The organism is Myroides sp. A21, assembly GCF_000807225.1.
In the GTDB taxonomy this organism is placed as follows: domain Bacteria; phylum Bacteroidota; class Bacteroidia; order Flavobacteriales; family Flavobacteriaceae; genus Flavobacterium; species Flavobacterium odoratimimum.
In genome coordinates this window covers 4100711-4123983 of sequence record NZ_CP010327.1, presented here as the reverse complement: position 1 = coordinate 4123983, position 23273 = coordinate 4100711, and the positions used below count along the sequence as shown (strand labels likewise).

Sequence of the window (23273 nt, the reverse complement as noted above, 5' to 3'; positions counted from 1 at the left end):
ATATTGTTATTTAATAGACTACAAATATACTGTAATTATTTAGAATCTATTTAAATAGAGAATAAATACTTTCGTAAAGGGGTGTGAAATAAGGCAATATGTATAAGTTATGTTATGCAAAAAGGGCATAAACTGTCAAAAGTTTATGCCCTTTAATATTATGAAATACTATTAATTAGCAGCATTTACGATAGCGACAAAGTCATCAGCTACAAGAGCAGCTCCACCGATAAGACCACCATCTACATCAGGTTTAGAGAAGATTTCTTGAGCATTACTAGGTTTAACACTTCCTCCATAAAGAATAGAAGTATTCTCAGCAACAGATTTATCATACTTTCTATCAATTTCTTGACGGATAAAAGCATGTATTTCTTGAGCTTGTTCTGGAGTAGCTGTCATTCCTGTACCAATAGCCCAAACAGGTTCGTAAGCAATAACGATATTGCTCCATTGCTCTTTAGTAAGGTGGAATAACCCATCTCTTAATTGGTTAAAGATAACGTTTAAGAACTGTTTATTCTCTCTATCTTTTAGCTCTTCTCCTATACAGTAGATAACACGCATATTATGGCGTAATGCAGTATTTACTTTATCAGCTAGTACAGCATCAGTTTCATTAAAGTAATGTCTTCTTTCAGAGTGTCCAATGATCACAGTCTCTACACCAATGCTTGTAAGCATTTGAGCAGATATTTCACCTGTGAATGCTCCACCTTCAGCTTGATGCATATTTTGTGCAGCTACTTGTACATTAGTTCCTTCTAAATGTGCTACAGCACTAGCAAGGTTTACAAAAGTAGGAGCTACAATTACTTCAACTTCTTTCCCTGAAGGTAATTTTTCAATTAACTCGTCTAATAGAGTATGCGTTTCAGAATATGTCTTATGCATCTTCCAGTTACCAGCAACGATTGAATGTCTCATATTATTGAATTTTTTTAAGTAAGTCTTTTATTTGATCGAAGTTCTTTTCAGTAGCATTGTATAGTGCTATTTTTCCTTCTTTATCTACTACGATATAACGAGGGATCCAGTTTAAATCTAGTGATTTACCAAAGTCTCCTTTCATTCCTTTTCCTTCTTTAGAGTAGTAGTGAAGTCCTTCAATACCATATTTTTCAATTGCTTCTTTCCAAGATTCTTCTGTTTTATCAAGAGAAAGATTAACGAATGCTACATTTGTAAATTCTGCTTTAATCTCTTTCATAGTAGGAACCGCTTTGATACAATCAGGACACCAAGCAGCCCATACATCTATAAGGATAGCTTTTCCTTTTTGTTGATCAAGGATTTGTTGAAGTGTAATTGACTTCCCATCTAATTCAGCAAAGTCTTGTTCTAATGCTCTAGAAGCAAATGCAGTTGTATCTTTTACTTGTTCTACTTCTGGAGTTGCAGAAGTCTCCTCTTGTAATGTAGTTGAGATCTCTTCTGTAGTTGTTTCTGCTTTTTCTTTACAAGAAGTAAATACTGCAGCAGCTAGTGCTAATGTTATGAATATTTTTTTCATTGATTCTATTTCTGTTTTATTGTTTTAATTTAACTTGATTCTAGGGTCTAAATAAGCATATATCAAATCTACTAAAATAGTAATGATTACGAAAGAAGAAGAGATAATAAGTACTGCACCCATAATCACAGGTAAGTCTAGTGTATTCAGTGCATCTACTATTTCTTTACCTAAGCCATTCCACCCGAAGATATATTCTACGAAAACAGCTCCTGCAAGCATAGAAGCAAACCATCCTGATAGTGCTGTAACTACAGGATTCAGAGAGTTTTTTAAAGCGTGTTTATAGATAATCTGCGTAGTACTTAGTCCTTTAGCTTTGGCTGTGCGTATATAATCTTGATTAAGTACTTCTAATAGTGTGTTTCTCATTAACTGAATTACTACAGCTAATGGTCTTATTCCAAGTACTATCGAAGGTAATATAGCATTCTTTAGCACTAAATGTCTTCCTTCTCCGAAATCATCAACCTCATAGAGACTTCCTGTCATCGGTAGTCCTGTATAACTATGCAGTACGTACCCGAATATCCAAGCAAATAAAATAGCACTGAAGAACGAAGGAATACTCATCCCAAAAGTACTTATAATGGCTATTGTTTTGTCTAGCCATGTGTTTTTAAATAGAGCTGAAACAACACCTAGTAGTACACCAATACCAAGCGCGATACTAATAGCTAATGTTGCTAATAGAATAGTGTTTGGCAAGGTTTCTCCAAGTATAGTACTTACTTTCTTACCACTTTTTTGGAAGCTTTCTCTTAAGTATGGTGTCTTCAGCATCAAGTTGTATTGCCCTGTGCTAAATAGGACTGTTCCATTGTACTTTTGATCGGTATTAAAACTGTAATCTCCTTCTGTTTCACTATGTACAGAGATAGGAGATAAGTCATTTAAGTAAAGCAGATATTGCTTTCCTTTAGGTTGATCAAAACCATACTTTTTTTTGATAGCTAATAGTTGTTCTGAGTTTTCATTCTGGTCAAGCATCATCCTAGCTGGATCTCCAGGAAGAATATTAAATAGAAAGAAGACAACAGTAACTACACCAAACAAGGTGAAGAATGCGTATAATAATTTCTTTAAAAAATAACTTAACAAGGTCGTGTAGGCTTATTTTAAGTTTACAGATTCTCTGTCATTCCAATGTTTCTTCTCTACAATAACACCATTTTCTATTACTACTATACTTGGGTTACCACGCTCTATTGTTTTTAGTGTAGTCCCATCACATGTATAGTAGTCAAAAGGAAGTTTGTATTTACTAACTACAGATTCTATTAAGTCTTGATTCGAAGCAGTCATACCAGCTACTACATATCCTTTAACAATAGCTTTATTAGCAAAGTCTTTCATTGCTTCTAGGCCTTTTTCATCAGCTCTAGTTAGGTCATAAGAGATAAGCATTACTAATTTCGGTTCTGCCATCATCATAGATAGGTGGTCAATACCGTCTTTATCCATAGTCAAATCATGAATAGGAGGTTGGTATCCTTCAGAGATAAGTTTCTCTTCTCTTCTTAGGTATTTAGCACCTTCAGGTAATTTAGTTAACTCTTTATCAGAGAACTTGCGCTCTTCACCATTTACATCATAGTAGAACGTAATCTCATAAACTGCTTTTGGAGCGTCTTCAGGAATCTCCATTCCTTTTACGATATCAGTACCTACTTTATAAACTCTGAAGTCTTTTAAAGGTAAATGGTTCAATACCCAGTATCCCATAAAACTACATAGTACTAAAGACAGAATCATTATAATATTGTTAATCTTACCAGAGAAGATAGGTTTTATTACTTGATTATATTTCATGATAATAAGAATCAAGATAAGTAATACAATATCCTTTGTGAAAGATCCCCAAGGTGTTAATGGAACAGCATCCCCAAAACATCCACAATCTGTTACTTTGTTAAAGAATGCAGAGTAGAATGTAAGGAATGTGAAGAATACAATCATTAAGAACAGTAAAAGAATTGTCAACTTTCGCATATACCCTATTAACAGAGCAACTCCTAATAGTACCTCAGCAATCACAAGAGTCACTGCCAATCCTACAGCATAAGGAGTTAGGAAAGGAATATTTAATACAGCTTCAGAGAAGTATTCTTCTAGCTTATATGAAAACCCCATAGGGTCATTTAGTTTCACTAATCCAGAAAGGATAAATAGTATTCCTACAAATATTCGAGATAATTGAGCAATTATTTTCATAGTTATTTGATTGTATTAGAACAGTGATTTATTGGTTTGGTAAATCTAAGTGTATCAATGCGAATACAGAATAGTTTAGCATATCTTGATAGTTAGCAGCTATTCCTTCTGATACAATGGTTTTTCCTTTGTTATCTTCAATTTGCTTTACACGCAATAGTTTCTGTAAGATAAGATCTGTTAATGAACTAACTCTTAAATCACGCCAAGCTTCTCCATAGTCATGGTTTTTATCTTCCATTAATTGCTTTGTCTCAGCTACTTTTTGATCGTATAAAGCAATTGCTTCTTCAGTAGATAAGTCAGGTTGGTTCGCAACTCCTATCTCTAAATTGATAAGCGCCATCACACAATAATTGATAATACCAATGAACTCAGGGATTTCTCCTTCATCTACTTTTCTAACTTCATTCTCTTGAATACTTCTAAGGCGTTGTGCTTTTATAAATATTTGATCAGTCAACGAAGGCATTCTAAGGATTCTCCATGCGCATCCATAGTCTTTCATTTTCTTGGTATATAAATCTCTGCATATCGCAATTACTTGATCAAATTGAGTAGAAGTCGTATTCATTTGGATTATATTTGTGTAATATTTTTTCAAAAATACTAATAATACTAACCCTTTGAAAGAGGTAGAAGTATTTTAGCTGTTTTTAATTATATAAAACTACATAAAAAAGTAACGCATTACACACAATGACAATAAATTGTAAAGGAGAATTGATTGATTTAAGTTCTCCAAAAATAATGGGAATATTAAATATCACTCCTAATTCTTTTTTTGATGGAGGAAAGTATAAGTCTGATCTAGCTTTTTTAAACCATGCAGAGCAGATGATAATGCAAGGGGCTGACTTTATCGATGTAGGAGCGTATTCTAGTAAACCTAGTGCAGAGTATGTCAGTGAAGAAGAAGAGATAGAACGTATCGTACCTATTGTAAAGTTACTTCAAAAAGAGTTCCCGACTATGCACCTTTCTATAGATACCTTTAGAGCAGGTGTTGCTAGAGCTACAATAGCTGCTGGAGCTTCTATTATAAATGATATTGCCGCAGGGCATTTAGACGAGCAGATGTTGCTCACTGTAGGGGAGTTACAAGTACCTTATATTATGATGCACATGAGAGGAACTCCTCAGACGATGCAGACGATGACTACATATAATGACTTAGTAAAAGAAGTGAAAATATACTTCTCAGAACGAGTAGCAAAAGCAAGAGAATATAAGATTAATGATATCATACTAGACCCAGGCTTTGGCTTTGCTAAAACATTAGAACAAAATTATGAGCTGATGAGTAAAATGGAGTTGTTATCTTCTTTTGAATTGCCTATTTTAGTAGGTATATCTAGGAAGTCTATGATCTATAAGTTATTTGATATTACTCCTCAAGAGGCATTAAATGGAACGACAGTATTAAATACAGTGGCTTTACAAAAAGGAGCTCATATCTTAAGAGTTCACGATGTGAAAGAGGCTGTACAAACAAGAGAAATAATAAAACAATTGAGTATATGAAAAAAGTGCTACTATTAATACCTGCTTTACTATTATTAGTGAGCTGTAATAAGAAAGAAATGCAATTAAGTAGAGCTTCTTTTATTGTTGAAGAAGGAATAGACGATCATTCACCTATTTACTTTGAAACAGGAGAAGAAGGGAAGAGCTTTAATTTAAATGATGCCAACAGAATTGCTGGTACGAACTATATTGTTTCTGTTCAACGCGATTTGAATGCTAAAGAAGTATTACAAGAGATAAAGAGAATTAAAGATCACAAATATGCAGAAGACAATATGCATAGAGATGAGAAGGGAGTATATCTAAGTTATGCTGATACACTACACAAGCATCTTTCTCTTTTTCCAATTAAAGACTTAGACTTTGGTTTCGTAGGACCTACTTCTCTAGATAAAGTAGTATATCTAAAAGATGCTAATAACTTCTTAGTAGAAGGTAAGTCAGTAACTAAAGACCAATTAATAGAGGCTATAAAAGATAAAGATAGTCTACAACTAGGAGTGAATAAAGACGTAACATACGAAACTTATTTACAGACTCGTATTTTCTTTGTAGAAAAAGAAGTAGTAGACCAGTTTTTAAAGACAGATTTAATTTATTAGTCGAATCGTGAAACTGTGAAATCGTTAGTTTGTGAAACCGTGAAACCGTTTTTTTGTGAAACTGTCCACTGTAAACCGATTAACTGAAAATGTTAACCGTAAACTGTTCACTGATTACTGTAAACTGTTCACCGTTCACCGTTAACTAAAAACCTATTCGTGATGATAAGGTTCATTGCGCAGGATAGTGAATCCTCTATAAGTCTGTTCGATAATAAATAAACGAATCATCTGATGGGAAAATGTCATTCTAGAAAGTGATATTTTCCCTTTTGCATTTTTATACACGTCCTCTGAGAAACCATAAGGCCCTCCGATAACGAATACTAAGGTCTTGATACCAGAGTTCATCTTCTTTTGTAGCTCATCAGCGAAGCCGATGCTCGTAAACTCCTTTCCTTTATCATCTAGTAAGATTAGCTGATCAGTAGGGCCTATCTTAGATAAGATTAGTTCCCCTTCTTTTTGTTTCTGCTGATCTTCAGACATATTCTTCGCATTCTTGATATCAGGAATTACCTCTAGGTCAAACTTTACATAAAAAGACAATCTCTTCATATATTCATCCATTAACGTTTGTAATGGTTTACTGTCTGTCTTTCCTATTGCAAGTAATTTGATATTCATCTGTCTGATTTATTTTTTGCAAAAGTAGTTTTTTTATAGAAAATAGCACACTGTCTAAGGTGTATTTATAGCCAATGTAATACTAGGTTGCAGATGTACAACGCAATTTTAGTGATTAATGCGATCATAATAAGATGTGTTTAAGTTAGTTGGTGTCGTTGAATAGAATGGTGTATCTCTTTGCGCATAAAGGGTATAAATACAAAAAGAGAGATATAAACCCACAGTATTAATAAGGTTATCAAAAAGGAGGTTAGAATGAGAAAGCTAATCGATGAAATATAGTTTTGTAAGAGATTAATCAGATTAAAAGAAGGAGCTATAAATAGTATTATAGGGCCTCCGAGAGCCATAGTAGCCACTCTAGTCAAATACCACTTCTTATTGCTTTCTTTATTGATCTTTTTGAGTTCTATCTGCCATCTGATCCCCATACCGATAAAGCCTAAAAGAAGTATAAAAGAGGTAATTATAAATATCTCTAAATAGTAATTAGGCAGAGTTAAACCAATAGCGAAACTCAATAAAAATATAGCTAGTGAAACAATTATTTTAGGAATAGTGAAGAAACTTAATAAGACCTTATACATCTGTTTTAAGTAACTATTCATTGTCATTATTATTTTAGAGTCCACTACGTCACTAAACCCCAATACCCCAAACTTCTTAAACTCTCTGTCTAGTGCTGTTTCAAAAGGAAGTGAACCATCCTCTCTCCATTGAGACTCTATTCCATTAGCTAAGTGATCGACTAGCTCCAGTTCGATATCATAATATTCTACATAGTGCTTCTTTACGAAAGTGTGTAGAGCTTGTATTTGGTCAGTAGTTAGAGTTTTCATAATAGTAGTTATAGGGTGTTAAACTTCTTTATAGTAGCTTCTTTTTCTAGTTTGAGCTTAGGAGATATAACATTGTATGTAATGTATATCCAGAGTCCTACGAATAAGATAAGTACACTTGATAACACAATAGACTTATCAGCTATAAATCTTGCAAAATAATACGTGATGTATAGAGCAGATAAAGGAAATGCTATTACGGATAATCTTATTCTATCCATAAACCACTTCTTTTGAGTTGCTTTATGAAGTTTTTTAACTAGAGTCGCCTCTATGATATAATAAATGAAAACTAGAGGCATTAGACTCCATATAATCACAGAGATTATATCTCTATTCTCAAATATCGTTGATAGATAATTAAGTGATGTATATATGATATAAAAGAGCGCACTCGTTAAGAGTAATTTAGGCCAATGCAGGAAGCGCAGAACTTCTTTTAGAATAATGCCAAGATAAAAATGCGATAGAGTATTCTCCTTTTTCTCAATGATTGTACTAAACCCAAACACCCCAAACTTCTTAAACTCTCTGTCTAACGCTGTTTCAAAAGTAAGTGAGCCATCCTCTCTCCATTGAGACTCTATTCCATTGGCTAAGTGATCGACTAGCTCCAGTTCGATATCATAGTATTCTACATAGTGCTTCTTTACAAAAGTGTGTAGAGCTTGTATTTGGTCAGTAGTAAGTGTTTTCATCATGATTTTACGCTTATTTAAAGGCTTCAGTAGCTTTCACTATTAATCTGAAATCAGTCCCTTCTATAGGAGTATCAGTTTCATATGTGTATTCTAGGTTATTGTATTTAAAACGAATAGTTTTCGGAACTTCATTCTTGTTGACTATAAATTGAAAATAACCTGTATTATCAGTAGTAGTGACTATTGTATTGTTATTTAGAATCTGTATGCCAGCCACACCTTTGTTATCTTGTTTATCTATAACTGCTCCTAAAAAAACAAAGTCATTTTCTTTAAGTGCTACAATAGGATATTGCTGACCCATATCTTCTTTTTTCTTTTTGTTTAGATTAGTGCTGTATCTCATAGAGCCATTAATCATTGAGAAATTAAGAATATTCATGTCTATACTGTTAAAAGCCTTCGCTCTAGTATCATAAGAAGCATATGGATATACTAATAATTTGTCATTAGGGAGTTCTATTACTTGACTACCGAAAGTCTGTGATCTATTAGTGTTTACATTTATCCTATCTATAAATATAAGATATTCGTAGTTCTTTATTTTACCTGCTTTATAGTAATGTAGAACAAAGTCTTTGTACTTTAATTGAGTTTCTAAATCAGCGTGTTGTAATACTAAGAAACAAGTATGCCAACTAGCCTCATCTAATTTTAAATCTTCTCCATTAATTAATCTTTCTATTATAGGAAGTACTATCTCTTGGTTCTCCTTATCATAAGAGTAGATAGTAGAGTTTAACTCATTTTTAGCAATGCTATTTTGTTCTTTATCATACAGAGTTCTATAGTGTTGGTCTTTGTATAATACATCTACCAGTATCTTATTTATATCTTCTGATACTTGACAGTAAGATATACCAGTGAATAATAATAGGATTATAAGGTTAATTGTTTTTTTCATCACACTTCAGTTTTGCTTAGTTGTTGTTTGTAAGATTTATAAGTAAGTAGTGTCCAGGTTAATGAAAAAGGAATAAATAAAGCCCTTCCAATTATAAAACTTTGAGTGAAGCCTAGCAAATCTCCTTTTTTAAGTAAATGTTGAAAGAGTAGGATACTTATGAATAGCACTACTATTAATGCATTATAAGAAGTTATCTTCTTAATTCTCTTCTTTAGATAAACAGCGTGTTCACTTACTATCGTTTTGATATAGTGTCTAAGTATAAATACTATATTCAATGAAACTAGAGCTAATAACATTGAAACTATAAAGTATAAACTATCTGAAAACACTAGAACTGTCATTTGACAAACAGCAATAATTATCCCCAATAAGATAGAGTTGTTCTTTATTCTACTATCTTTTTCAATCCAGTTTTTAGAGATAAAGTAGGGTGTGTTTTTATAGAAATGATAAGGATCTGTTTTTAATAAATCCTTCCAGTTTATAAAAGTCTGTCTAAAAGCATCTTCATATTCATACCCTTCATTCATCAATTCTTCTATTTCACAGGCAATATGATCCAATACTTCATCACGAGTATCTTGATACTTGATATTGTATTGAGTGATTAAGGTCTCTTCTATATGTTTTATTTGGCCAGTAGATAGTGTTTTCATAAGTGCCTAGTTAATAGTTTTTAATATTCTATCTCTTTCATTTTGGTAGGTTGGTTTGATGATATTAAGACCTACATAGATACTAAGTATAGTTAAGGTAATACCCGAAGCCATTAATAAACAATCCCCTATAGAGTCATAAGTAGTAGGTAGGTTAAAGAGCCTTTTACCCTGCATAATGATATTAAAGAAGATTGTATTCGAGAGTAACGAAAAACTCATAACAGATGAATAAGTTCTGTCTAATAGTAGTTTTGTCTTTACTTTTTTGCGTAACACTAAATCTTTTGCATAGCTATAAAAGAATACAATAACTGGGCTCATTATAAATATCATTGTTAAGAATTTAAATTCTTGACCTATCCAATGAAGTAATGCGGCAATTAGTAATATTATAGCTATAACTGTAACTATTAAAGGAAATGTGAAAAACTCTTTTAAAGATTTAAAAAACATATGTTTATATTCTCTGAACTTTTGTTTCTCTCTACTTTCTTGAATAGATAAGAATTTATAAGAACCAAAGTTTTCATATTCTTTAGCTAAAAGATATTCTAAGTTATTATTGTTACCTTCAGACCATTTCTCTTCTATAGAAGAAGCTAGATGATCAGTAAGTTCTTCTATTATTTCGTAATACTTCACATCTTTACTGATGATAAAATCTTTTATCTCTTTTATTTGATCAATAGTAAGTGTTTTCATAATTACAATATTTTAGATGAAACACTGTTGTATTCTTGGTTGTGTTTTAAGGTCAAATACATGGCTATACTCGATAAGAATATAGCTAGTAGTAAGAATATTAGGTTTAAGTAAACTATCGAAAAAGTACTCGTGAAACTGTAATATAAAGCTACCATGCCATCTAAAACAAATAAACTAAACCAAGCAACACCTTTGATATGTTCGGTGTAGTAATCCAGTTTAAAGTTCGCGTAACGATTCTTTTTATACTTGAGGTACCCCATTATTAACATAGGAAAAGCTGTGATAGCTAAAGCTAGGCCTAAGATGAATAATTGATCTTTGATAAAGACATGGATTATAGAAGTAGTGAATACAGCCAAAACAAATAGTAGCCCAATACTCTGCATATCTTTTACAATTAATGGACTGACTATAAATCTAGGCGTTTTGTTGATCACCCAATTAGAAGGCTTTAGTTGACTATTCCATTTAGCTATTGTTATTTTACTAGCTTCGTGAAAATAAGCACCTTCATTCATCAGCTCTTCTATCTCACAGGCAATATGATCCAATACTTCATCACGAGTATCTTGATACTTGATATTGTATTGAGTGATTAAGGTCTCTTCTATATGTTTTATTTGGTCAGTAGTAAGTGTTGTCATAATAGTGTTGAGTTAATAGTTAAGAGGTGCTTACTTGACCTTTTTTTATCAAGTTTCTGAATAAATAGATATGATACCAAGTAATTGTAAAGTGATACATAACAACAGAATCTATACTACTATAATTTAATTGTAGTAAGTTATCTAAAAAGGTCATTAGAACAAATAATAGAACACTTACACTGATCTCCATAACCAATAATCGTTTGTATATATCTAAGTAGTACCCCTTTAGTCTTTTAGTGTTGTATAGAGAGATTGTAGCTACTGTTATTGTAATTGTGAGTATTGACACAAAAGCTGTAACAGCACTTATTTTCTGTATGCTAAAAAAAACAGTAAGTCCAATTGATACAAAGAAAGTTAAGAGATATACAGTCCAATTAGGCTGTGTTACAAGCTTAACTATTGGACGAGATATAAACTTTGGGATACCTTTATAGACTCCAAAATGCTCTAGTAGTAGTTTTGAATGCCATTTATTAAATACAATATTGTATGCCTCTCTATGTTCATATCCTTCATTCATCAGTTCTTCTATCTCACAGGCAATATGATCTAGTACCTCATAACGAGTATCTTGATACTTGATATTGTATTTAGAGATTAGAGTATCTTCTATCTGTGTTATTTGGTTAGTAGATAGTGTTGTCATAAGTACCTAGTTAATAGTTCGAATGTTTAACTTGCTTATTTCTAATATGTAATATAGTTGATATAAGGATATAATGAATAGTAGAGGAATCAATTTATACGTAAAACCTCCCCAAAAAAACACAAGATAGAATAAAGAAATACCACTATAACCCAATATATCTTTTTTTAGTTGACTTATTCTATACCCTTTGACTCCATAGTACTTAATAGTTATAAATAATGCTGTCATTATACTAGTCAAGGATATAAATATTCCTATTGTATTCGCTAAATGATAATCTTCTATTATATTTTTAAAGATATAGGGTACTCCTATACCTATTAGCATGGCTAGGATGATATTGAACACATCTCTTTTTACCCATTGACGACCTAAATAAGAAGGTACATTATTGTATCTTATAAACGGGTGTGGTTTTAAGTCATTATGCCATTTATTAAATGTCTTTTTAAAAGCAATCTCATAGCCAAAATCCTCATTCATCAGTTCTTCTATCTCACAAGCAATGTGATCTAGTACCTCATCACGAGTATCTTGATACTTGATATTGTATTGAGTGATTAAGAACTCTTCTATTTCTTTTATTTGGTTAGTAGATAGTGTTTTCATGGTATAGACAATTAATTAGATCACTTTAGATTGCGATAGTTCATTCTTTTTTTTAAGTATCATAGGTCTCAGTTTATTGAGAATGATGAAAGGGATAATCAACAAGAGTGTAAATAGAATACTTTTAGGTACCCAGATAAAAGCGCTGTTTGAATAGATAAACTGTTGAAAAGTTTTACTAAAACAAAGAATTATCATAGGTATTAAAGAGAAATAGGTTAGCTGCTTTACTAGTAAATAGTACGCATTAGAAATATATCTTTTTGTATTTCCTAGATAAGGTAATTTACAACTACTATCACTTTCTATCATGATAACTAGATTAAAAGTTACAATCGTAGCTAAATAACCAACATTAAATATTCTGTCTATAAAATACCATTTACTTGAAATATTAAACAGTAGAAGCGAACCAATAAAAATAGCTAGTAGATAGAACACTTTATAAGTTACAAAGTACTCTTTTATACCTAAACCGATGATACGCAAGTACTCATATATTTGAGCTTTATTCATCTGAGTTTGTACTTTGCTTAATCCTTTAATCCCGAATTTATTAATCTCTATAGTTAAAGCCTCTTCAAAAGTTATTTGAGTATTAGATTCACTCCATTGTTGCTCAATACCATTAGCGATATGGTCTGTCAGTTCTTCTATTACCTCTATGTATTCAATCTTGTGGTTGATTAGTTCTTGTCTAATTTTATCTAGTTCTAGTGGTTGTAGTGTTTTCATAGCATTTTCTTTTTTAGTCTTTTATCAGCTTCAAGCTTTCTCTGTAGATCAATACTGTATTTGTGAACGTATAGATCGCTATTAATCCTATTATCAGAGTAGCAAAGTCGGTGTTAGGTTTTCTAATGTATCTAGATAACTCATATATAGTTAGCCCCATAAATACTAAGACATTTATACTTTGTTTTTTAGATAAGGTTTTTAAATAAAAGCTTCTATAATTCTGTGTCTTTTTTAAGAATCTAAACATATTAAAAGATAACAAGACAGTAATTCCTAATAGCACCACAGCAAATAGAAGTAAATCATACCTAGTCCAATATGAGATACCGAAGTAGAATACACCAAATAACACAGTCAAGGTTCCAGCTATTTTCCATCTAGCACTCTCTTTTTCTGTCCACGAATTAGAGATAAAAGAAGGAATATCATTGTATTTAGAACTTAGATTAGGCCTTAGCATAGGTCGCCATTTATTAAATACTAATATGAATGCATTATCAAAATCAAGGTTATGTTGATTCATTTCATATTCTATTTCGCATATAATATGATCTGTTACTTCTGCTATAATGTCTTCATATTGAATATTATATTCATTTATCTCACATTCTATTTGTTTTATTTCTAGGTTACTTACTGTTTTCATAGCATTTTCTTTTTTTAAACAATCTGTGTACGTTGTTGTTTACTATTCTCCATAGATAACAGTATAATATTGATACAGTGGTATAGAACAATTAATGAGAGTAAGTTAAAATTCTCTACATGAAAGTCATTAACCCTAAAAGACTCAATTTTTATTCTTAATAAAAAAGTGGATACTAGTAGTATTCCTCCAGATACCATCGCTTTTAGAATCAAATAAGAAGCTCTATAGTGCTGTCTCTTTCTATTCTTAATAAGTAGAAAAACAGATAATACAAGACCTATCAAACTAATTGTAAAAAAGCTAGTAGTGTATGTAATATTATCCAATTTTAGAATGAATAGGTTTATTACAGCAAATAGAGAAGTGATAACACCTGCTATTCTCCATCTGTTATCATCTCTGCGATACCACGTATTAGAGATAAAAGAAGGGACATGTCTATACTTAAAGTCTTTTCTAGGAGTCAGCATAGGATGCCATTTATCAAATACTTGTATAAAAGCTTGTTCAAACTCGTATCCTGTATGATATAGCTCTTCTATTTCACAGAAGATATGGTCTGTCAATTCTTCTTTAAGATTGGCATAGCGCACATTATATCTTGCTATCTCAGCGATAATTAGTTGTTGTTGGTTTATAGTAAGTTTTTTCATTGTGTTTTGTCTTTGGTGGTTGCCAATTATGTCAATTTTAGATTGACAATGTTCTGCATATTGCGGATAAAGCTTTCTAGCTCTTCCATTTTAGAAGTAGTTTCTTTTACTCCAGATTCTGTGAGCTTATAGTACTTACGTACTCGTCCATCTACACGCTCTAGTTCTACATCTAAGTATCCATCAGCTTCTAGCTTGTGAAGGGCAGGATAGAGAGCACCTTCTGTCAAGCTCATTTCTCCTTCGGTTACTTCCTTTACCTTTTGCGTGATTTCATACCCATACATTCTCCCATTCTGATCGAGTAGTTTCATGATGATGGCATTGAGACTTCCTTTATAAAGTTGTTGTTGCTTTTTCATACTTAAGATTCTTATGTATAGCAAAAGTATAAAAATATCTGATACCTCCAAATCTTAGGTATATGCTTTTTAGATACTTTTCATGTTTTGATGTATAAATGTTTGTTTAGTGTAAGTAATTAGCGTAAAATAGGTGTAAAGTGTTAATGGTTGAGACTGTCAGAGAATTGCCTTTTTGAGGTGGAAGGCTGCAGGAATGTTAAATAAAAGGCTTCTTTGAGTACAGTAACCTAAGTTACAGTTAACCTACAAGGGAAGTCATACCTTTACTCTTTTAAACAACAATGGACTATGTTTGGTTTTATAAATAAGTTATTAGGATTAGATAAGGCAGAGTTACTATTCGCTTATATTCAGGAAGGAGCTATGCTGGTAGATGTACGTACAGTGGGAGAGTTTAAAAGTGGTTCTGTACCAGGCGCTCTGAATATCCCATTAGATACATTAGAATCACAGTTGCATAAATTACCTAAAGAAAGCAAGATTGTCGTATTCTGTAGAAGTGGAATGCGCAGTGGTCAGGCGAAGCGTATGCTAGAGCAGAAAGGATATACACAAGTGATAAATGGTGGAACGTGGACTAAAGTCGCTAATGTAAAAGGAAGATAAGCATGAAAGAGTTTTGGAATGAGCGATATAAAGAACAAGAATATGCTTATGGGATAGCGCCTAATGCCTATCTAGAAGAAGTACTCAAGTCTAGTCGTGACAAGGAGGTTATATTAATGGCAGCTGAGGGAGAGGGGAGAAATGCGGTATATGCAGCGCAAAAAGGATGGAGTGTAAAAGCCTTTGATCAAAGTATAGAAGCTAGGAATAAAGCACTTCAATTAGCTAAACAACACCATGTAGAGATTGACTATCTTGTCAGTGATGTTGAATCGTTATCTTACGAATTAGCATCAGTGGATGCAATAGCGTTGATTTATGCTCATTTTCCAGAGAGTGTAAGGAGGGCCTATCACAGACAGTTAGGAAGTTATGTCAAAGCAGGTGGAACATTGATACTAGAAGCCTTTGCTAAAGAGCATATCTATAAACAAAAAGAGAATCCCGATGTAGGAGGACCTAGTAACCCTACGATGCTGTATAGCGTAGAAGAATTAAAAGAGGATTTCTGCGATTTCGAATTTATCAATCTAGAAGAGGTAGATATAGAGCTGTCAGAAGGTCTATATCACAGAGGAATAGCAAAAGTAATCAGAGGGATAGCGAAGAAGAAATAAGACATAAAAGAATATATATAAGCCTTGAAGCACTAGTTTCAAGGCTTTTTTTGTTGCAACAGGATAGTGAATATAGATAGGGTGATACAGAGGTAAACGAAAAATGAAAAGTGTTTTTTCAATCTCTAATCAGCAAAATAGCAATAGTATGATGATCTAATGATTATGAAGTATGAGTCTTTCATCAAAGGAGAATACATGGAGTATAAAAGGAGCATTGTTGGACAAAGCTTGCCTTAGCTCCACCATTCTTGGGTTATTGTCCATGTATTGTCGAAGGATTTGCATTGAAGCCCCTATTTTACTAGGGTTATAGCATGATTGTATTTTAATGTATAGACTAGTTTTTTTAGTAACACGCTGTTATTAAGTGTGTTGTTGTTTTTTAGGAATAAAAAAAAGAGGTTGTTTTTTTTTATTTTTGTGCTCAAAAAACGGATAATTACTGTTTTTAGAGAAAAAAAGTTGAGTAGAAGTTTAAAATAATAACTTTATCAATTGAATAATTATTGAAATAGTAAAAAAGTAACACTGTTTTTTTGTAGAAAAGAACATCAAATTGTTGTTAAAAAGACTTTATAATTGAATTAATTAGCCACCTTTGTATACTATTAAAAAGAATAAAATAAGATGAGAAGAATAAGTATTGTTGCAGTATTATTAGTTGGAATAGCATTTGTCTCTTGTAAGAAAGAGAAGAAAGTAGAGGCTATAGAACCTTTAGAAGAGGTAATAGAATTTCAGGAGCCTAAAGCTGATGCTGTAGGATCAGATATTGTATTAGGAGTAAGTAACTTTTTAAAGAATGAGTTTCTGACAGAAGCAGACTTGAAGGTGATGACAGATACAGACCGTCAGTTTAAGCTGTATACTATTGATCTAAATGGAGATGGGAAGAAAGAAATCTTTGTAAGTCTTACAGGTACTTATTTCTGTGGATCAGGTGGGTGTACTACTTTGTTGCTTGGGTCTGATTATAAGTTAATCACGAAGTTTACAGTGATGCAAGGAGCTATTTTTGTAGAACCTACTGTAGAGAATGATTGGAAAGTCTTAACTGTAAAATCAGATGGAGAATGGAAATCACTAGTATATGCTAATGGTACATATCCTTCTAATCCTTCTGTAGTAGAGAAAGCGAAGTATGATGCACCGAGTGGGCACGCTGAGGTAGTCTTCGATCAAGAGCAGAAGTTAGATGTATATGAGTTTTAGTCATTAAAATAATTTATAACCGCGGATGGATTAATTCTATTCGCGGTTTATTTTTTTATTGCTGTTAGGGATATTGATAAATAGACCAATAGCAACTATGACATCCACTATATTCCAAATACTACGACCAAGAGCGACTTTTAAAAAAGGCTGAAACAGTAGCACTAGTACGATATAGATAAACATCTCCGTTTTTTCTTCTCTATAATAAGATTTGTATGCAAAGTAACTAAATCCTATACAGGCCACAAAGCGAACGAATTGATAGAACCCATAAGGCAACTTTAAAAGACACATTAAGAGTAAAACTGCAATAGTGATTTTGATAGCTTTTTCCATGAGTATGACAGGTGTGAAATAGAGTATTAAGATACGAAATAACTAGATTAAATGCGATGTCGCTAATTACTATTTCTAGAGAATAGGTTATTCGTATTTATCTTTTATAACTATCGGCAAGTTTTTAAAATAATTTATCTGTTTAGATGGTTTTTTTGCCGATAACGGCAAGTTGAAGAACGCTGTGTAAGTATTATTGAGGTGTTAAGATGTATGATTTGCTATAGAATATAGCCAGTTATAGCTACTTACCTTTTTGTTAAAAGTCTTATCTTTCCTCTTTGAAAAAGAAAGAGATTATGACTGTAAAGCAAGTGAATATACAGATCAAACAATTGAATAGATTAAGTGCTGAGGTAGAGGGACTGACGATAGCGATAGTAGTATCCACAGCTGAAGTCACGGTAAGAGAGTTCCTTGGAGCTGTAGTGACACAGCAGGTAGAACAACATATACAGAAGTTCAAACAGCGCAATACCATAGAGCAGTTAACCATTACACAAGAAGCTTTAGATCATATTCTATTCACTAGTAAACTCCGTTTTACTTCTCCCGAGAAGTACAGAGATATCGATATAGCAGAAGAGGTACAGCGTGTGATACAGGCGTATGAGGATCAGTTATTCTTACTGTTTTATGGAGAGCGAGAGTTGCTGTCATTAGAAGAGGCCATTGTGTTGAATGATGCAGATGCCTTTGTATTTATTCCCCTTAATTTTTTAAAAGCTAGTTTTTAAACAGATCCCAATGAATAATAATATTGTAACTATACTAAGAGATTATCAAGTAGAGAACCGTACTTACGCAGAGATGCATGAGGAGCTTTATGCGATGGTGTATAACGAAGAGTACGTAGGTGTGAAATTAGAGCCACATATCGCTATGTTAGGACTACACTTTACAGGCAATAGCAATGATCCAGAAGATTCTATTTATAGCCCTAAGGTATTTACGCGTTATGATGAGACTTTTGTAGAGATGTTAGCAAATAATTCTGTTGGGATGTGGAGAGAAGCGGAGTATTACGCTTTATTGGTATACTTTTTTGGAGAGAAGCTAGCGCCTTGGGTACAGAAATTATTAGATCGAGTGGATGAATATATCTTAGGAGGACAATATGATATAAAAGAAGCGACGTGGCACAATGCAGAACATACATTCTTAAAACAGTGTAATGTTATTTCAGGACTGTTATATGGTATATCGTTCTATGATAATCATAACTATGATTCCTATAGCATAGAGTTACCACTTCATAAGCAGGTAGAGTATAGTATGCACCTCTCGCTACCTAATTATCTTCCTTATGTATGGGCAGTAGCTTTAGATAGTGGAGAAGAGCAGTTAATCGAGGTAGTCGATACTATCTGTGATGGGGATAATGAACATGGACGATGGACACCTTCTTTTTTATTGATGCTAATGGCTTCAAAGCAATCAATATATTGGGAGAAGGTAAAAGATATTCTAGTAGATGCAGGACGTGAGGAGGGGATTAGACAAGATATTACGAGGCTATTATCACACGTACAAGTAGCTAACTTAAAGTATTTTTTAGAAGTTATTCTCTCTCATAATTTAGTGCGTTATGAAGCAGTGCGTACAGAATTAGCATACCACTTTAGAAGTCATGTAGAGGATGACAAACAAGATAATGTAAAGCGACTATGTGAGTTGATGCTCTATGCTATAAATCACTATGACTATTTTGACGAGAAAGAATTATCTACGTTTAATGAAAAAGAGTTTTACGCATTGATGCACTGTTATCTATGGATACACAGAGAGATGGCGTTTGGCTTTGTTGAGAGTGCATTTGAGGAAGTAGAGCGCAAGTTTCAGCTTGTAATATTAGAGTTCTTACCAAACTTTAATGAATATACGGTAGAGTCTGTCCTATTTAATAAAATATTAGAAAGTAGAGATCAAGAGTTTATCGCTATGCTTCTAAATAGAATAAACCAATATTTGGAAGGGAGTAGAGCTTCGAGGTATTTTATCCAACAAGAAAACTATGAAGACATATACCAAGTGTTTTATGACTTATATGAACAATATAAAAGTGGAAAGACACTTATCTTGAAGAGTAGTGTAATACCAGATTATTACAGAAGCTTTGAATTAAATAAAGAAGAGTTATTGACTTCACTGTTGTATTTGACAGAGGAGTCATCAGAGAAGGCGAGGCTGTTTATAGACAAGCGAAATACCTTTACTGTTGATTTTAAAGAAGAGTTATTAAACGTATTGTTGTTTGGAGGTAAAGAATATGGACTTCAGGGGTATGGATATAGTTTTAAAGGAGAGATACAACCTACCTATGAGGTGCAAAATGAGTTAGCTTTCGCTTATTTGAAAGAGCGCAAAGAGACAATAGCTTTTGGTTGTATGCGATTCTTAACAATAGCGACCTTATCAAGTAGAGATGAAGAAGAGATAGTAGCATACTTTAAAGGGAAGTTTAAAAAGACACAACAGCACTTTATCCGCCTATTAATATCTAGACAAGATGATTTTAAGGATAGACTGTTAGAACAATTAATATTAAGTGAGGATGTAAATCAACGTTTAACAGCAATGGAAGGGTTAGTGGTACTAGCTCAGAGAGATGAAATACACCATCAACTAGGTATTTGGCTTGCACAGTTAGATGAGCTAGGTATTCAGTATGCTAAAGAGGAAGAAGAATACTTAGTACTCTTGCGTGACTTTGGGCGTCAAGGAAAAGAAGGACAAGATACAGATATGGCATTATACGATGCTACTGTGGTGAGTGCTGTCGTATTGCCTTCAGTGGAAGAGAATACTTTATTTAGCCAGCGCATTGCACATAATTGGGGACTTTCTAAGAAATGGGAAGAGGTAGTACGAGAGTTAGATAGTCTAGAGCACCTGATGAAACAATATGCTACGTATGAATATGAACATTTTAATTATGGAAAAGCAGAGAAGGTACTCTTAGGAACACATTTCACGAAGATGCATGGTTATTCAGGTGATGATGAATGGACAGCGGAACAACACTTCCAAGATTACCCACTGTATGAAGTATGGAATCAGTGGTTTATGGATAGTAAGTTGGATGCATTAGACTTATTCCTATTGCATTGTGCTACTTCAGAAACAGACGTTCCTGAATTGATAAAACCATTATTAGATGGGAAGTTGCCTTATTTCTATAATAAACTCTCAGCTAAATATGATAACTATTGGTATGCGATGGGAACAGTCTTTTCTTGTTTAACCTATCAATATCCATTTAAAGAAAAAACGACCTATTGCTTAGATGGTCTAAAAGCAATATACAACAGTATTACTCAAGAAGTATTAGATTTAGAGATACGCACTTCTGTTTATGGAGAGGAGTATAGCTATACATGGGTAGATTATACAGATTTATCTTGGTATGCTGAGTTTATACCTATAGAGGATTTAACAGAAGAGCAGTGTTTAGCATATTTCAGACTATTGCGTTGGCGTCAATTGAATTGTAATAAAGTAGATGATAGTTATTATCTGTTACCTTTTGAATTGATGGCTTTTGCCTATGAAAAGAATGAAATCACGCGAGACGAGTTTATACAGTATCTAGTTAACATAGATAATAGAAAGTCTTATTTCAGTTCAATGTTATCTCCTTTGACAAAGCGATTTATAACCGATAAAGTACAGCAAGTCTTAGTTGAGTTTAAAGCGTATTATTTACAACAGGTTATGGATAGGGATAACCCTACGACTAAAGTATTTGATATTGCTTTTGACTTTCAGGAGATAGAAGGAATGCAGTATTTCTTTGGGTTATTGCATAAAATCAAGCATACAGGGATATCTAAAGAAGGTATTTACTATTATGCAGAGATGCAAATCACGATTAAGGAATTAGGACAAATCTATAGTAAACTTATTCGTAGAACAACACCTCTAAGTGCTGATACTCAAGAGATGTTTAATGCTCAAGTAGCAGAGATAAACTTCAGTGCAGCACAATGGATCGAAGTGGCTGTAGCATGTCCGCAGTGGATAAAGTACATCACGACTTACTTAGACTGGCAAGGATTAGAGTCAGCGATATGGTGGCTGTTCGCTCATCTGCTGGATAACGAACAAGAAGAGGAGAGAAACAAGATACAAAAACAGATACAACGCTACTCTGCTATAGCGTTAGAGGAGTTTGAAGGAGGTGTAGTAGATATAGATTGGTTCTTTAGTTTTTATCACGTACTAGGAGAAGAGCGTTGGCAGATGCTTTATGATTCAACTAAGTTTATGGCAGTAGAGGGGCATACTCGTGTGAAGCTATATGCAGATGTGCTGTTAGGTAAAGTCTCTATGAAAGACTTGAAAACGAGGGTTATCTCTAAACGCGATAGAAACTATGTACGTGCATGTGGGTTATTCCCCTTATCTGAGACAGATAGAGAAGGAGATTTGATGGATCGATATGAGTTATTAGAACAGTTTAAGAAAGGTTCTAAGAAGTATGGAGCTATGCGCCAAGTGAATGACTTAAAGATATATAATGTAGCGATGCAGAACATCGCTAGAGCGGCAGGGTATACTGATGCAGTGCGTTTTCAATGGTCTATGGAGAGTGTACAAGTGCAGTCTATTCTAGAGAACTATAAGGAATTGGTATTGGATGAGTATACATTCTCTTTGACTGTATCTGATGAAGGAAAAGTAGAGTTGACAGTGAAGAGTAAAGGGGATAAGCCCTTAAAAGCGATACCTGCTAAACTAAAGAAAAATGAGCAAATCATAGATCTAGTAGAACGTCAGAAGGCACTGAAAGAACAGTATAGTCGCTCTCGTCTGAATTTAGAGCAGGCAATGCTTAGACAAGATGCGTTCTCTTATGCAGAGATGCAGAAGTTGTTACTGCATCCGATTATTAAGCACCATTTGGCTAAGTTGGTTTTTAAATGTGGTGAGGTTTACGGTTTGTTTGTAGAGGGAGTATTTACCACTATAGATGGCGTGGTAATGGATGTACAAGGAGAGGAAGAGTTCGTGATAGTACACTGTTATGGTTTATATCAAAGTGGACAATGGGTCAATATACAAGCTTATTTGTTTGACAAACAGATAGAACAACCCTTTAAACAAGTGTTTAGAGAGTTGTATTTACACAACGAAGCAGAGGAAACAAATATCGGTAGCTCTAATCGCTATACGGGATATCAGGTCAAAGACAAACAGACTTTAGGACTGTTTAAGACAAGAAACTGGCAGTATGAATACTATGCGAATTACAGCAAACTGTATTTTGAGGAGGATATTCGAGTTGAGGTTTATATTGACTATTTAGGAGGTAGTAATGCAGAGTATGGTGACTATGTTAGCTTAGAGCATGTCTTGTTCACTAAAGCTTCTTCAGATGACGTGATTGCCCTAACAGAGGTTAATCCTATTGTCTTCAGTGAGGTGATGAGAGACCTTGACTTGGTGGTAAGTGTCGCTTATGTAGGAGGAGTAGATCCAGAGACAAGTCTGTCTACGGTACAGATGCGTATGGCTGTTGTGAGAGAAACAGCACGATTATTGAAGTTAACAAATATCGAGTACAAAGAACGCCACCTTGTGATCACAGGGACTAAGGGAATCTATAGCTTACATGTCGGTAGTGGTGTGATTCACTTGATATCTGGTACGCATCTCTATATCGAGCCTGTACATACACAGGATAGAGGGAAGTTGTTCCTACCCTTTGTAGATGATGACCCTAAGACCACAGAGATTGTGTCTAAGGCTTTAATTTTAGCTAGGGATGGGAGTATTAGAGATACGGGTATCTTAAGGCAGATAGAGTAGAAAATCTTTATATATATGATATAGTTCTTTAGTGGAGAGTAAGTATATTTGACAATAGAAAAAAGA

At 33.4% G+C, this 23273-nt stretch carries 26 protein-coding genes; 7 read left to right on the top strand and 19 right to left on the bottom strand.

Features of this window, described 5'->3' with window-relative positions:
- Nucleotides 1-171: 171 nt before the first annotated feature.
- Genes tpiA through MYRA21_RS18445 form a run of 5 tightly spaced genes read right to left on the bottom strand, consistent with a single transcriptional unit; the run spans nucleotide 172 to nucleotide 4301 of the window.
- The gene (tpiA, locus tag MYRA21_RS18465) at nucleotides 172-927 is read right to left on the bottom strand and encodes a triose-phosphate isomerase (protein ID WP_006258553.1); all 756 of its coding nucleotides are present in this window, start codon (nucleotides 925-927) and stop codon (nucleotides 172-174) included.
- Between the two features lies 1 nt (nucleotide 928).
- Entirely contained in the window at nucleotides 929-1513 is a 585-nt protein-coding gene (locus MYRA21_RS18460; protein WP_006258552.1) for a TlpA disulfide reductase family protein, read from the bottom strand.
- A gap of 24 nt (nucleotides 1514-1537) precedes the next feature.
- Nucleotides 1538-2614 (bottom strand): ABC transporter permease, encoded by a 1077-nt coding sequence (locus MYRA21_RS18455; RefSeq protein ID WP_039330292.1) that lies wholly within the window; start codon nucleotides 2612-2614, stop codon nucleotides 1538-1540.
- Between the two features lie 12 nt (nucleotides 2615-2626).
- Nucleotides 2627-3727 carry a BT_3928 family protein gene (locus tag MYRA21_RS18450; protein ID WP_039330289.1) on the bottom strand — a complete coding sequence of 367 codons (1101 nt, stop codon included), beginning with the start codon at nucleotides 3725-3727 and terminating at the stop codon, nucleotides 2627-2629.
- Nucleotides 3728-3755: 28 nt separating this feature from the next.
- Nucleotides 3756-4301: a DUF1599 domain-containing protein gene (locus tag MYRA21_RS18445; protein ID WP_006258549.1), complete on the bottom strand. Its 546-nt coding sequence runs from the start codon at nucleotides 4299-4301 to the stop codon at nucleotides 3756-3758.
- Between the two features lie 125 nt (nucleotides 4302-4426).
- Between MYRA21_RS18445 and folP the strand changes: the two genes are divergently transcribed.
- Nucleotides 4427-5251 carry a dihydropteroate synthase gene (gene folP, locus MYRA21_RS18440; protein WP_039330286.1) on the top strand — a complete coding sequence of 275 codons (825 nt, stop codon included), beginning with the start codon at nucleotides 4427-4429 and terminating at the stop codon, nucleotides 5249-5251.
- A complete protein-coding gene (locus MYRA21_RS18435) occupies nucleotides 5248-5856 on the top strand; it encodes a hypothetical protein (RefSeq protein ID WP_006258547.1) in 609 nt (202 codons plus the stop codon). The genes folP and MYRA21_RS18435 overlap by 4 nt, the downstream gene beginning before the upstream one ends.
- Before the next feature lie 153 nt (nucleotides 5857-6009).
- On the opposite strand, the gene rlmH is transcribed toward MYRA21_RS18435, so the two are convergent.
- The 13 genes from rlmH to MYRA21_RS18370 all read right to left on the bottom strand — a co-directional run bounded on the left by rlmH (nucleotide 6010) and on the right by MYRA21_RS18370 (nucleotide 14616).
- Nucleotides 6010-6483 (bottom strand): 23S rRNA (pseudouridine(1915)-N(3))-methyltransferase RlmH, encoded by a 474-nt coding sequence (rlmH, locus tag MYRA21_RS18430; RefSeq protein ID WP_039330284.1) that lies wholly within the window; start codon nucleotides 6481-6483, stop codon nucleotides 6010-6012.
- 140 nt (nucleotides 6484-6623) lie between these two features.
- Nucleotides 6624-7325: a hypothetical protein gene (locus tag MYRA21_RS18425; RefSeq protein WP_039330282.1), complete on the bottom strand. Its 702-nt coding sequence runs from the start codon at nucleotides 7323-7325 to the stop codon at nucleotides 6624-6626.
- A gap of 8 nt (nucleotides 7326-7333) precedes the next feature.
- Nucleotides 7334-8026, bottom strand: a complete 693-nt coding sequence (locus MYRA21_RS18420; RefSeq protein ID WP_235280010.1) for a hypothetical protein — start codon at nucleotides 8024-8026, stop codon at nucleotides 7334-7336.
- A 10-nt stretch (nucleotides 8027-8036) separates the two neighbouring features.
- Nucleotides 8037-8930, bottom strand: coding sequence for a hypothetical protein (locus tag MYRA21_RS18415; protein ID WP_006264231.1), 894 nt, complete (start codon nucleotides 8928-8930; stop codon nucleotides 8037-8039).
- Nucleotides 8930-9592 (bottom strand): hypothetical protein, encoded by a 663-nt coding sequence (locus MYRA21_RS18410; protein ID WP_006264230.1) that lies wholly within the window; start codon nucleotides 9590-9592, stop codon nucleotides 8930-8932. Before MYRA21_RS18410 ends, MYRA21_RS18415 begins: the two co-directional genes overlap by 1 nt.
- A gap of 6 nt (nucleotides 9593-9598) precedes the next feature.
- Complete coding sequence (locus tag MYRA21_RS18405; RefSeq protein WP_006265820.1) at nucleotides 9599-10297, bottom strand: hypothetical protein; 699 nt, start codon at nucleotides 10295-10297, stop codon at nucleotides 9599-9601.
- 2 nt (nucleotides 10298-10299) lie between these two features.
- Nucleotides 10300-10947 (bottom strand): hypothetical protein, encoded by a 648-nt coding sequence (locus MYRA21_RS18400; protein ID WP_016648952.1) that lies wholly within the window; start codon nucleotides 10945-10947, stop codon nucleotides 10300-10302.
- A 19-nt stretch (nucleotides 10948-10966) separates the two neighbouring features.
- Complete coding sequence (locus MYRA21_RS18395; protein WP_006264225.1) at nucleotides 10967-11602, bottom strand: hypothetical protein; 636 nt, start codon at nucleotides 11600-11602, stop codon at nucleotides 10967-10969.
- A gap of 6 nt (nucleotides 11603-11608) precedes the next feature.
- Nucleotides 11609-12214: a hypothetical protein gene (locus tag MYRA21_RS18390; protein WP_016648953.1), complete on the bottom strand. Its 606-nt coding sequence runs from the start codon at nucleotides 12212-12214 to the stop codon at nucleotides 11609-11611.
- Between the two features lie 15 nt (nucleotides 12215-12229).
- The gene (locus MYRA21_RS18385; protein WP_006264223.1) at nucleotides 12230-12949 is read right to left on the bottom strand and encodes a hypothetical protein; all 720 of its coding nucleotides are present in this window, start codon (nucleotides 12947-12949) and stop codon (nucleotides 12230-12232) included.
- 13 nt (nucleotides 12950-12962) lie between these two features.
- Nucleotides 12963-13598, bottom strand: coding sequence for a hypothetical protein (locus tag MYRA21_RS18380; RefSeq protein WP_039330278.1), 636 nt, complete (start codon nucleotides 13596-13598; stop codon nucleotides 12963-12965).
- A 14-nt stretch (nucleotides 13599-13612) separates the two neighbouring features.
- Entirely contained in the window at nucleotides 13613-14254 is a 642-nt protein-coding gene (locus MYRA21_RS18375) for a hypothetical protein (RefSeq protein ID WP_006264221.1), read from the bottom strand.
- Between the two features lie 26 nt (nucleotides 14255-14280).
- Complete coding sequence (locus MYRA21_RS18370) at nucleotides 14281-14616, bottom strand: PadR family transcriptional regulator (RefSeq protein WP_006258534.1); 336 nt, start codon at nucleotides 14614-14616, stop codon at nucleotides 14281-14283.
- Nucleotides 14617-14907: 291 nt separating this feature from the next.
- Between MYRA21_RS18370 and MYRA21_RS18365 the strand changes: the two genes are divergently transcribed.
- The 3 genes from MYRA21_RS18365 to MYRA21_RS18355 all read left to right on the top strand — a co-directional run bounded on the left by MYRA21_RS18365 (nucleotide 14908) and on the right by MYRA21_RS18355 (nucleotide 17057).
- Entirely contained in the window at nucleotides 14908-15225 is a 318-nt protein-coding gene (locus MYRA21_RS18365; RefSeq protein WP_006258533.1) for a rhodanese-like domain-containing protein, read from the top strand.
- 2 nt (nucleotides 15226-15227) lie between these two features.
- Nucleotides 15228-15842, top strand: coding sequence for a bifunctional 2-polyprenyl-6-hydroxyphenol methylase/3-demethylubiquinol 3-O-methyltransferase UbiG (locus MYRA21_RS18360; protein WP_006258532.1), 615 nt, complete (start codon nucleotides 15228-15230; stop codon nucleotides 15840-15842).
- 630 nt (nucleotides 15843-16472) lie between these two features.
- On the top strand, nucleotides 16473-17057 hold the full coding sequence (locus MYRA21_RS18355) for a hypothetical protein (protein WP_039330275.1): 585 nt from the start codon (nucleotides 16473-16475) through the stop codon (nucleotides 17055-17057).
- 36 nt (nucleotides 17058-17093) lie between these two features.
- Here the strand turns inward: MYRA21_RS18355 and MYRA21_RS18350 are convergent, their stop codons facing one another.
- Nucleotides 17094-17396 (bottom strand): DUF6804 family protein, encoded by a 303-nt coding sequence (locus MYRA21_RS18350; protein WP_006258530.1) that lies wholly within the window; start codon nucleotides 17394-17396, stop codon nucleotides 17094-17096.
- A gap of 299 nt (nucleotides 17397-17695) precedes the next feature.
- Between MYRA21_RS18350 and MYRA21_RS18345 the strand changes: the two genes are divergently transcribed.
- Together MYRA21_RS18345 and MYRA21_RS18340 are read left to right on the top strand one after the other, a co-directional pair.
- On the top strand, nucleotides 17696-18133 hold the full coding sequence (locus MYRA21_RS18345) for a hypothetical protein (protein WP_039330525.1): 438 nt from the start codon (nucleotides 17696-17698) through the stop codon (nucleotides 18131-18133).
- Nucleotides 18134-18143: 10 nt separating this feature from the next.
- Complete coding sequence (locus MYRA21_RS18340; protein WP_039330273.1) at nucleotides 18144-23207, top strand: DUF4132 domain-containing protein; 5064 nt, start codon at nucleotides 18144-18146, stop codon at nucleotides 23205-23207.
- The last annotated feature ends 66 nt before the right edge of the window (nucleotides 23208-23273 follow it).

What these genes read in the sequence shown, in the direction of transcription:
- tpiA (WP_006258553.1), bottom strand. Translation starts at nt 927, where the DNA reads ATGAGACATTCAATCGTTGCTGGTAACTGGAAGATGCATAAGACATAT.
- MYRA21_RS18460 (WP_006258552.1), bottom strand. Translation starts at nt 1,513, where the DNA reads ATGAAAAAAATATTCATAACATTAGCACTAGCTGCTGCAGTATTTACT.
- MYRA21_RS18450 (WP_039330289.1), bottom strand. Translation starts at nt 3,727, where the DNA reads ATGAAAATAATTGCTCAATTATCTCGAATATTTGTAGGAATACTATTT.
- MYRA21_RS18445 (WP_006258549.1), bottom strand. Translation starts at nt 4,301, where the DNA reads ATGAATACGACTTCTACTCAATTTGATCAAGTAATTGCGATATGCAGA.
- folP (WP_039330286.1), top strand. Translation starts at nt 4,427, where the DNA reads ATGACAATAAATTGTAAAGGAGAATTGATTGATTTAAGTTCTCCAAAA.
- MYRA21_RS18435 (WP_006258547.1), top strand. Translation starts at nt 5,248, where the DNA reads ATGAAAAAAGTGCTACTATTAATACCTGCTTTACTATTATTAGTGAGC.
- rlmH (WP_039330284.1), bottom strand. Translation starts at nt 6,483, where the DNA reads ATGAATATCAAATTACTTGCAATAGGAAAGACAGACAGTAAACCATTA.
- MYRA21_RS18425 (WP_039330282.1), bottom strand. Translation starts at nt 7,325, where the DNA reads ATGAAAACTCTAACTACTGACCAAATACAAGCTCTACACACTTTCGTA.
- MYRA21_RS18420 (WP_235280010.1), bottom strand. Translation starts at nt 8,026, where the DNA reads ATGATGAAAACACTTACTACTGACCAAATACAAGCTCTACACACTTTT.
- MYRA21_RS18415 (WP_006264231.1), bottom strand. Translation starts at nt 8,930, where the DNA reads ATGAAAAAAACAATTAACCTTATAATCCTATTATTATTCACTGGTATA.
- MYRA21_RS18410 (WP_006264230.1), bottom strand. Translation starts at nt 9,592, where the DNA reads ATGAAAACACTATCTACTGGCCAAATAAAACATATAGAAGAGACCTTA.
- MYRA21_RS18405 (WP_006265820.1), bottom strand. Translation starts at nt 10,297, where the DNA reads ATGAAAACACTTACTATTGATCAAATAAAAGAGATAAAAGATTTTATC.
- MYRA21_RS18400 (WP_016648952.1), bottom strand. Translation starts at nt 10,947, where the DNA reads ATGACAACACTTACTACTGACCAAATAAAACATATAGAAGAGACCTTA.
- MYRA21_RS18395 (WP_006264225.1), bottom strand. Translation starts at nt 11,602, where the DNA reads ATGACAACACTATCTACTAACCAAATAACACAGATAGAAGATACTCTA.
- MYRA21_RS18390 (WP_016648953.1), bottom strand. Translation starts at nt 12,214, where the DNA reads ATGAAAACACTATCTACTAACCAAATAAAAGAAATAGAAGAGTTCTTA.
- MYRA21_RS18385 (WP_006264223.1), bottom strand. Translation starts at nt 12,949, where the DNA reads ATGAAAACACTACAACCACTAGAACTAGATAAAATTAGACAAGAACTA.
- MYRA21_RS18380 (WP_039330278.1), bottom strand. Translation starts at nt 13,598, where the DNA reads ATGAAAACAGTAAGTAACCTAGAAATAAAACAAATAGAATGTGAGATA.
- MYRA21_RS18375 (WP_006264221.1), bottom strand. Translation starts at nt 14,254, where the DNA reads ATGAAAAAACTTACTATAAACCAACAACAACTAATTATCGCTGAGATA.
- MYRA21_RS18370 (WP_006258534.1), bottom strand. Translation starts at nt 14,616, where the DNA reads ATGAAAAAGCAACAACAACTTTATAAAGGAAGTCTCAATGCCATCATC.
- MYRA21_RS18365 (WP_006258533.1), top strand. Translation starts at nt 14,908, where the DNA reads ATGTTTGGTTTTATAAATAAGTTATTAGGATTAGATAAGGCAGAGTTA.
- MYRA21_RS18360 (WP_006258532.1), top strand. Translation starts at nt 15,228, where the DNA reads ATGAAAGAGTTTTGGAATGAGCGATATAAAGAACAAGAATATGCTTAT.
- MYRA21_RS18355 (WP_039330275.1), top strand. Translation starts at nt 16,473, where the DNA reads ATGAGAAGAATAAGTATTGTTGCAGTATTATTAGTTGGAATAGCATTT.
- MYRA21_RS18350 (WP_006258530.1), bottom strand. Translation starts at nt 17,396, where the DNA reads ATGGAAAAAGCTATCAAAATCACTATTGCAGTTTTACTCTTAATGTGT.
- MYRA21_RS18345 (WP_039330525.1), top strand. Translation starts at nt 17,696, where the DNA reads ATGACTGTAAAGCAAGTGAATATACAGATCAAACAATTGAATAGATTA.
- MYRA21_RS18340 (WP_039330273.1), top strand. Translation starts at nt 18,144, where the DNA reads ATGAATAATAATATTGTAACTATACTAAGAGATTATCAAGTAGAGAAC.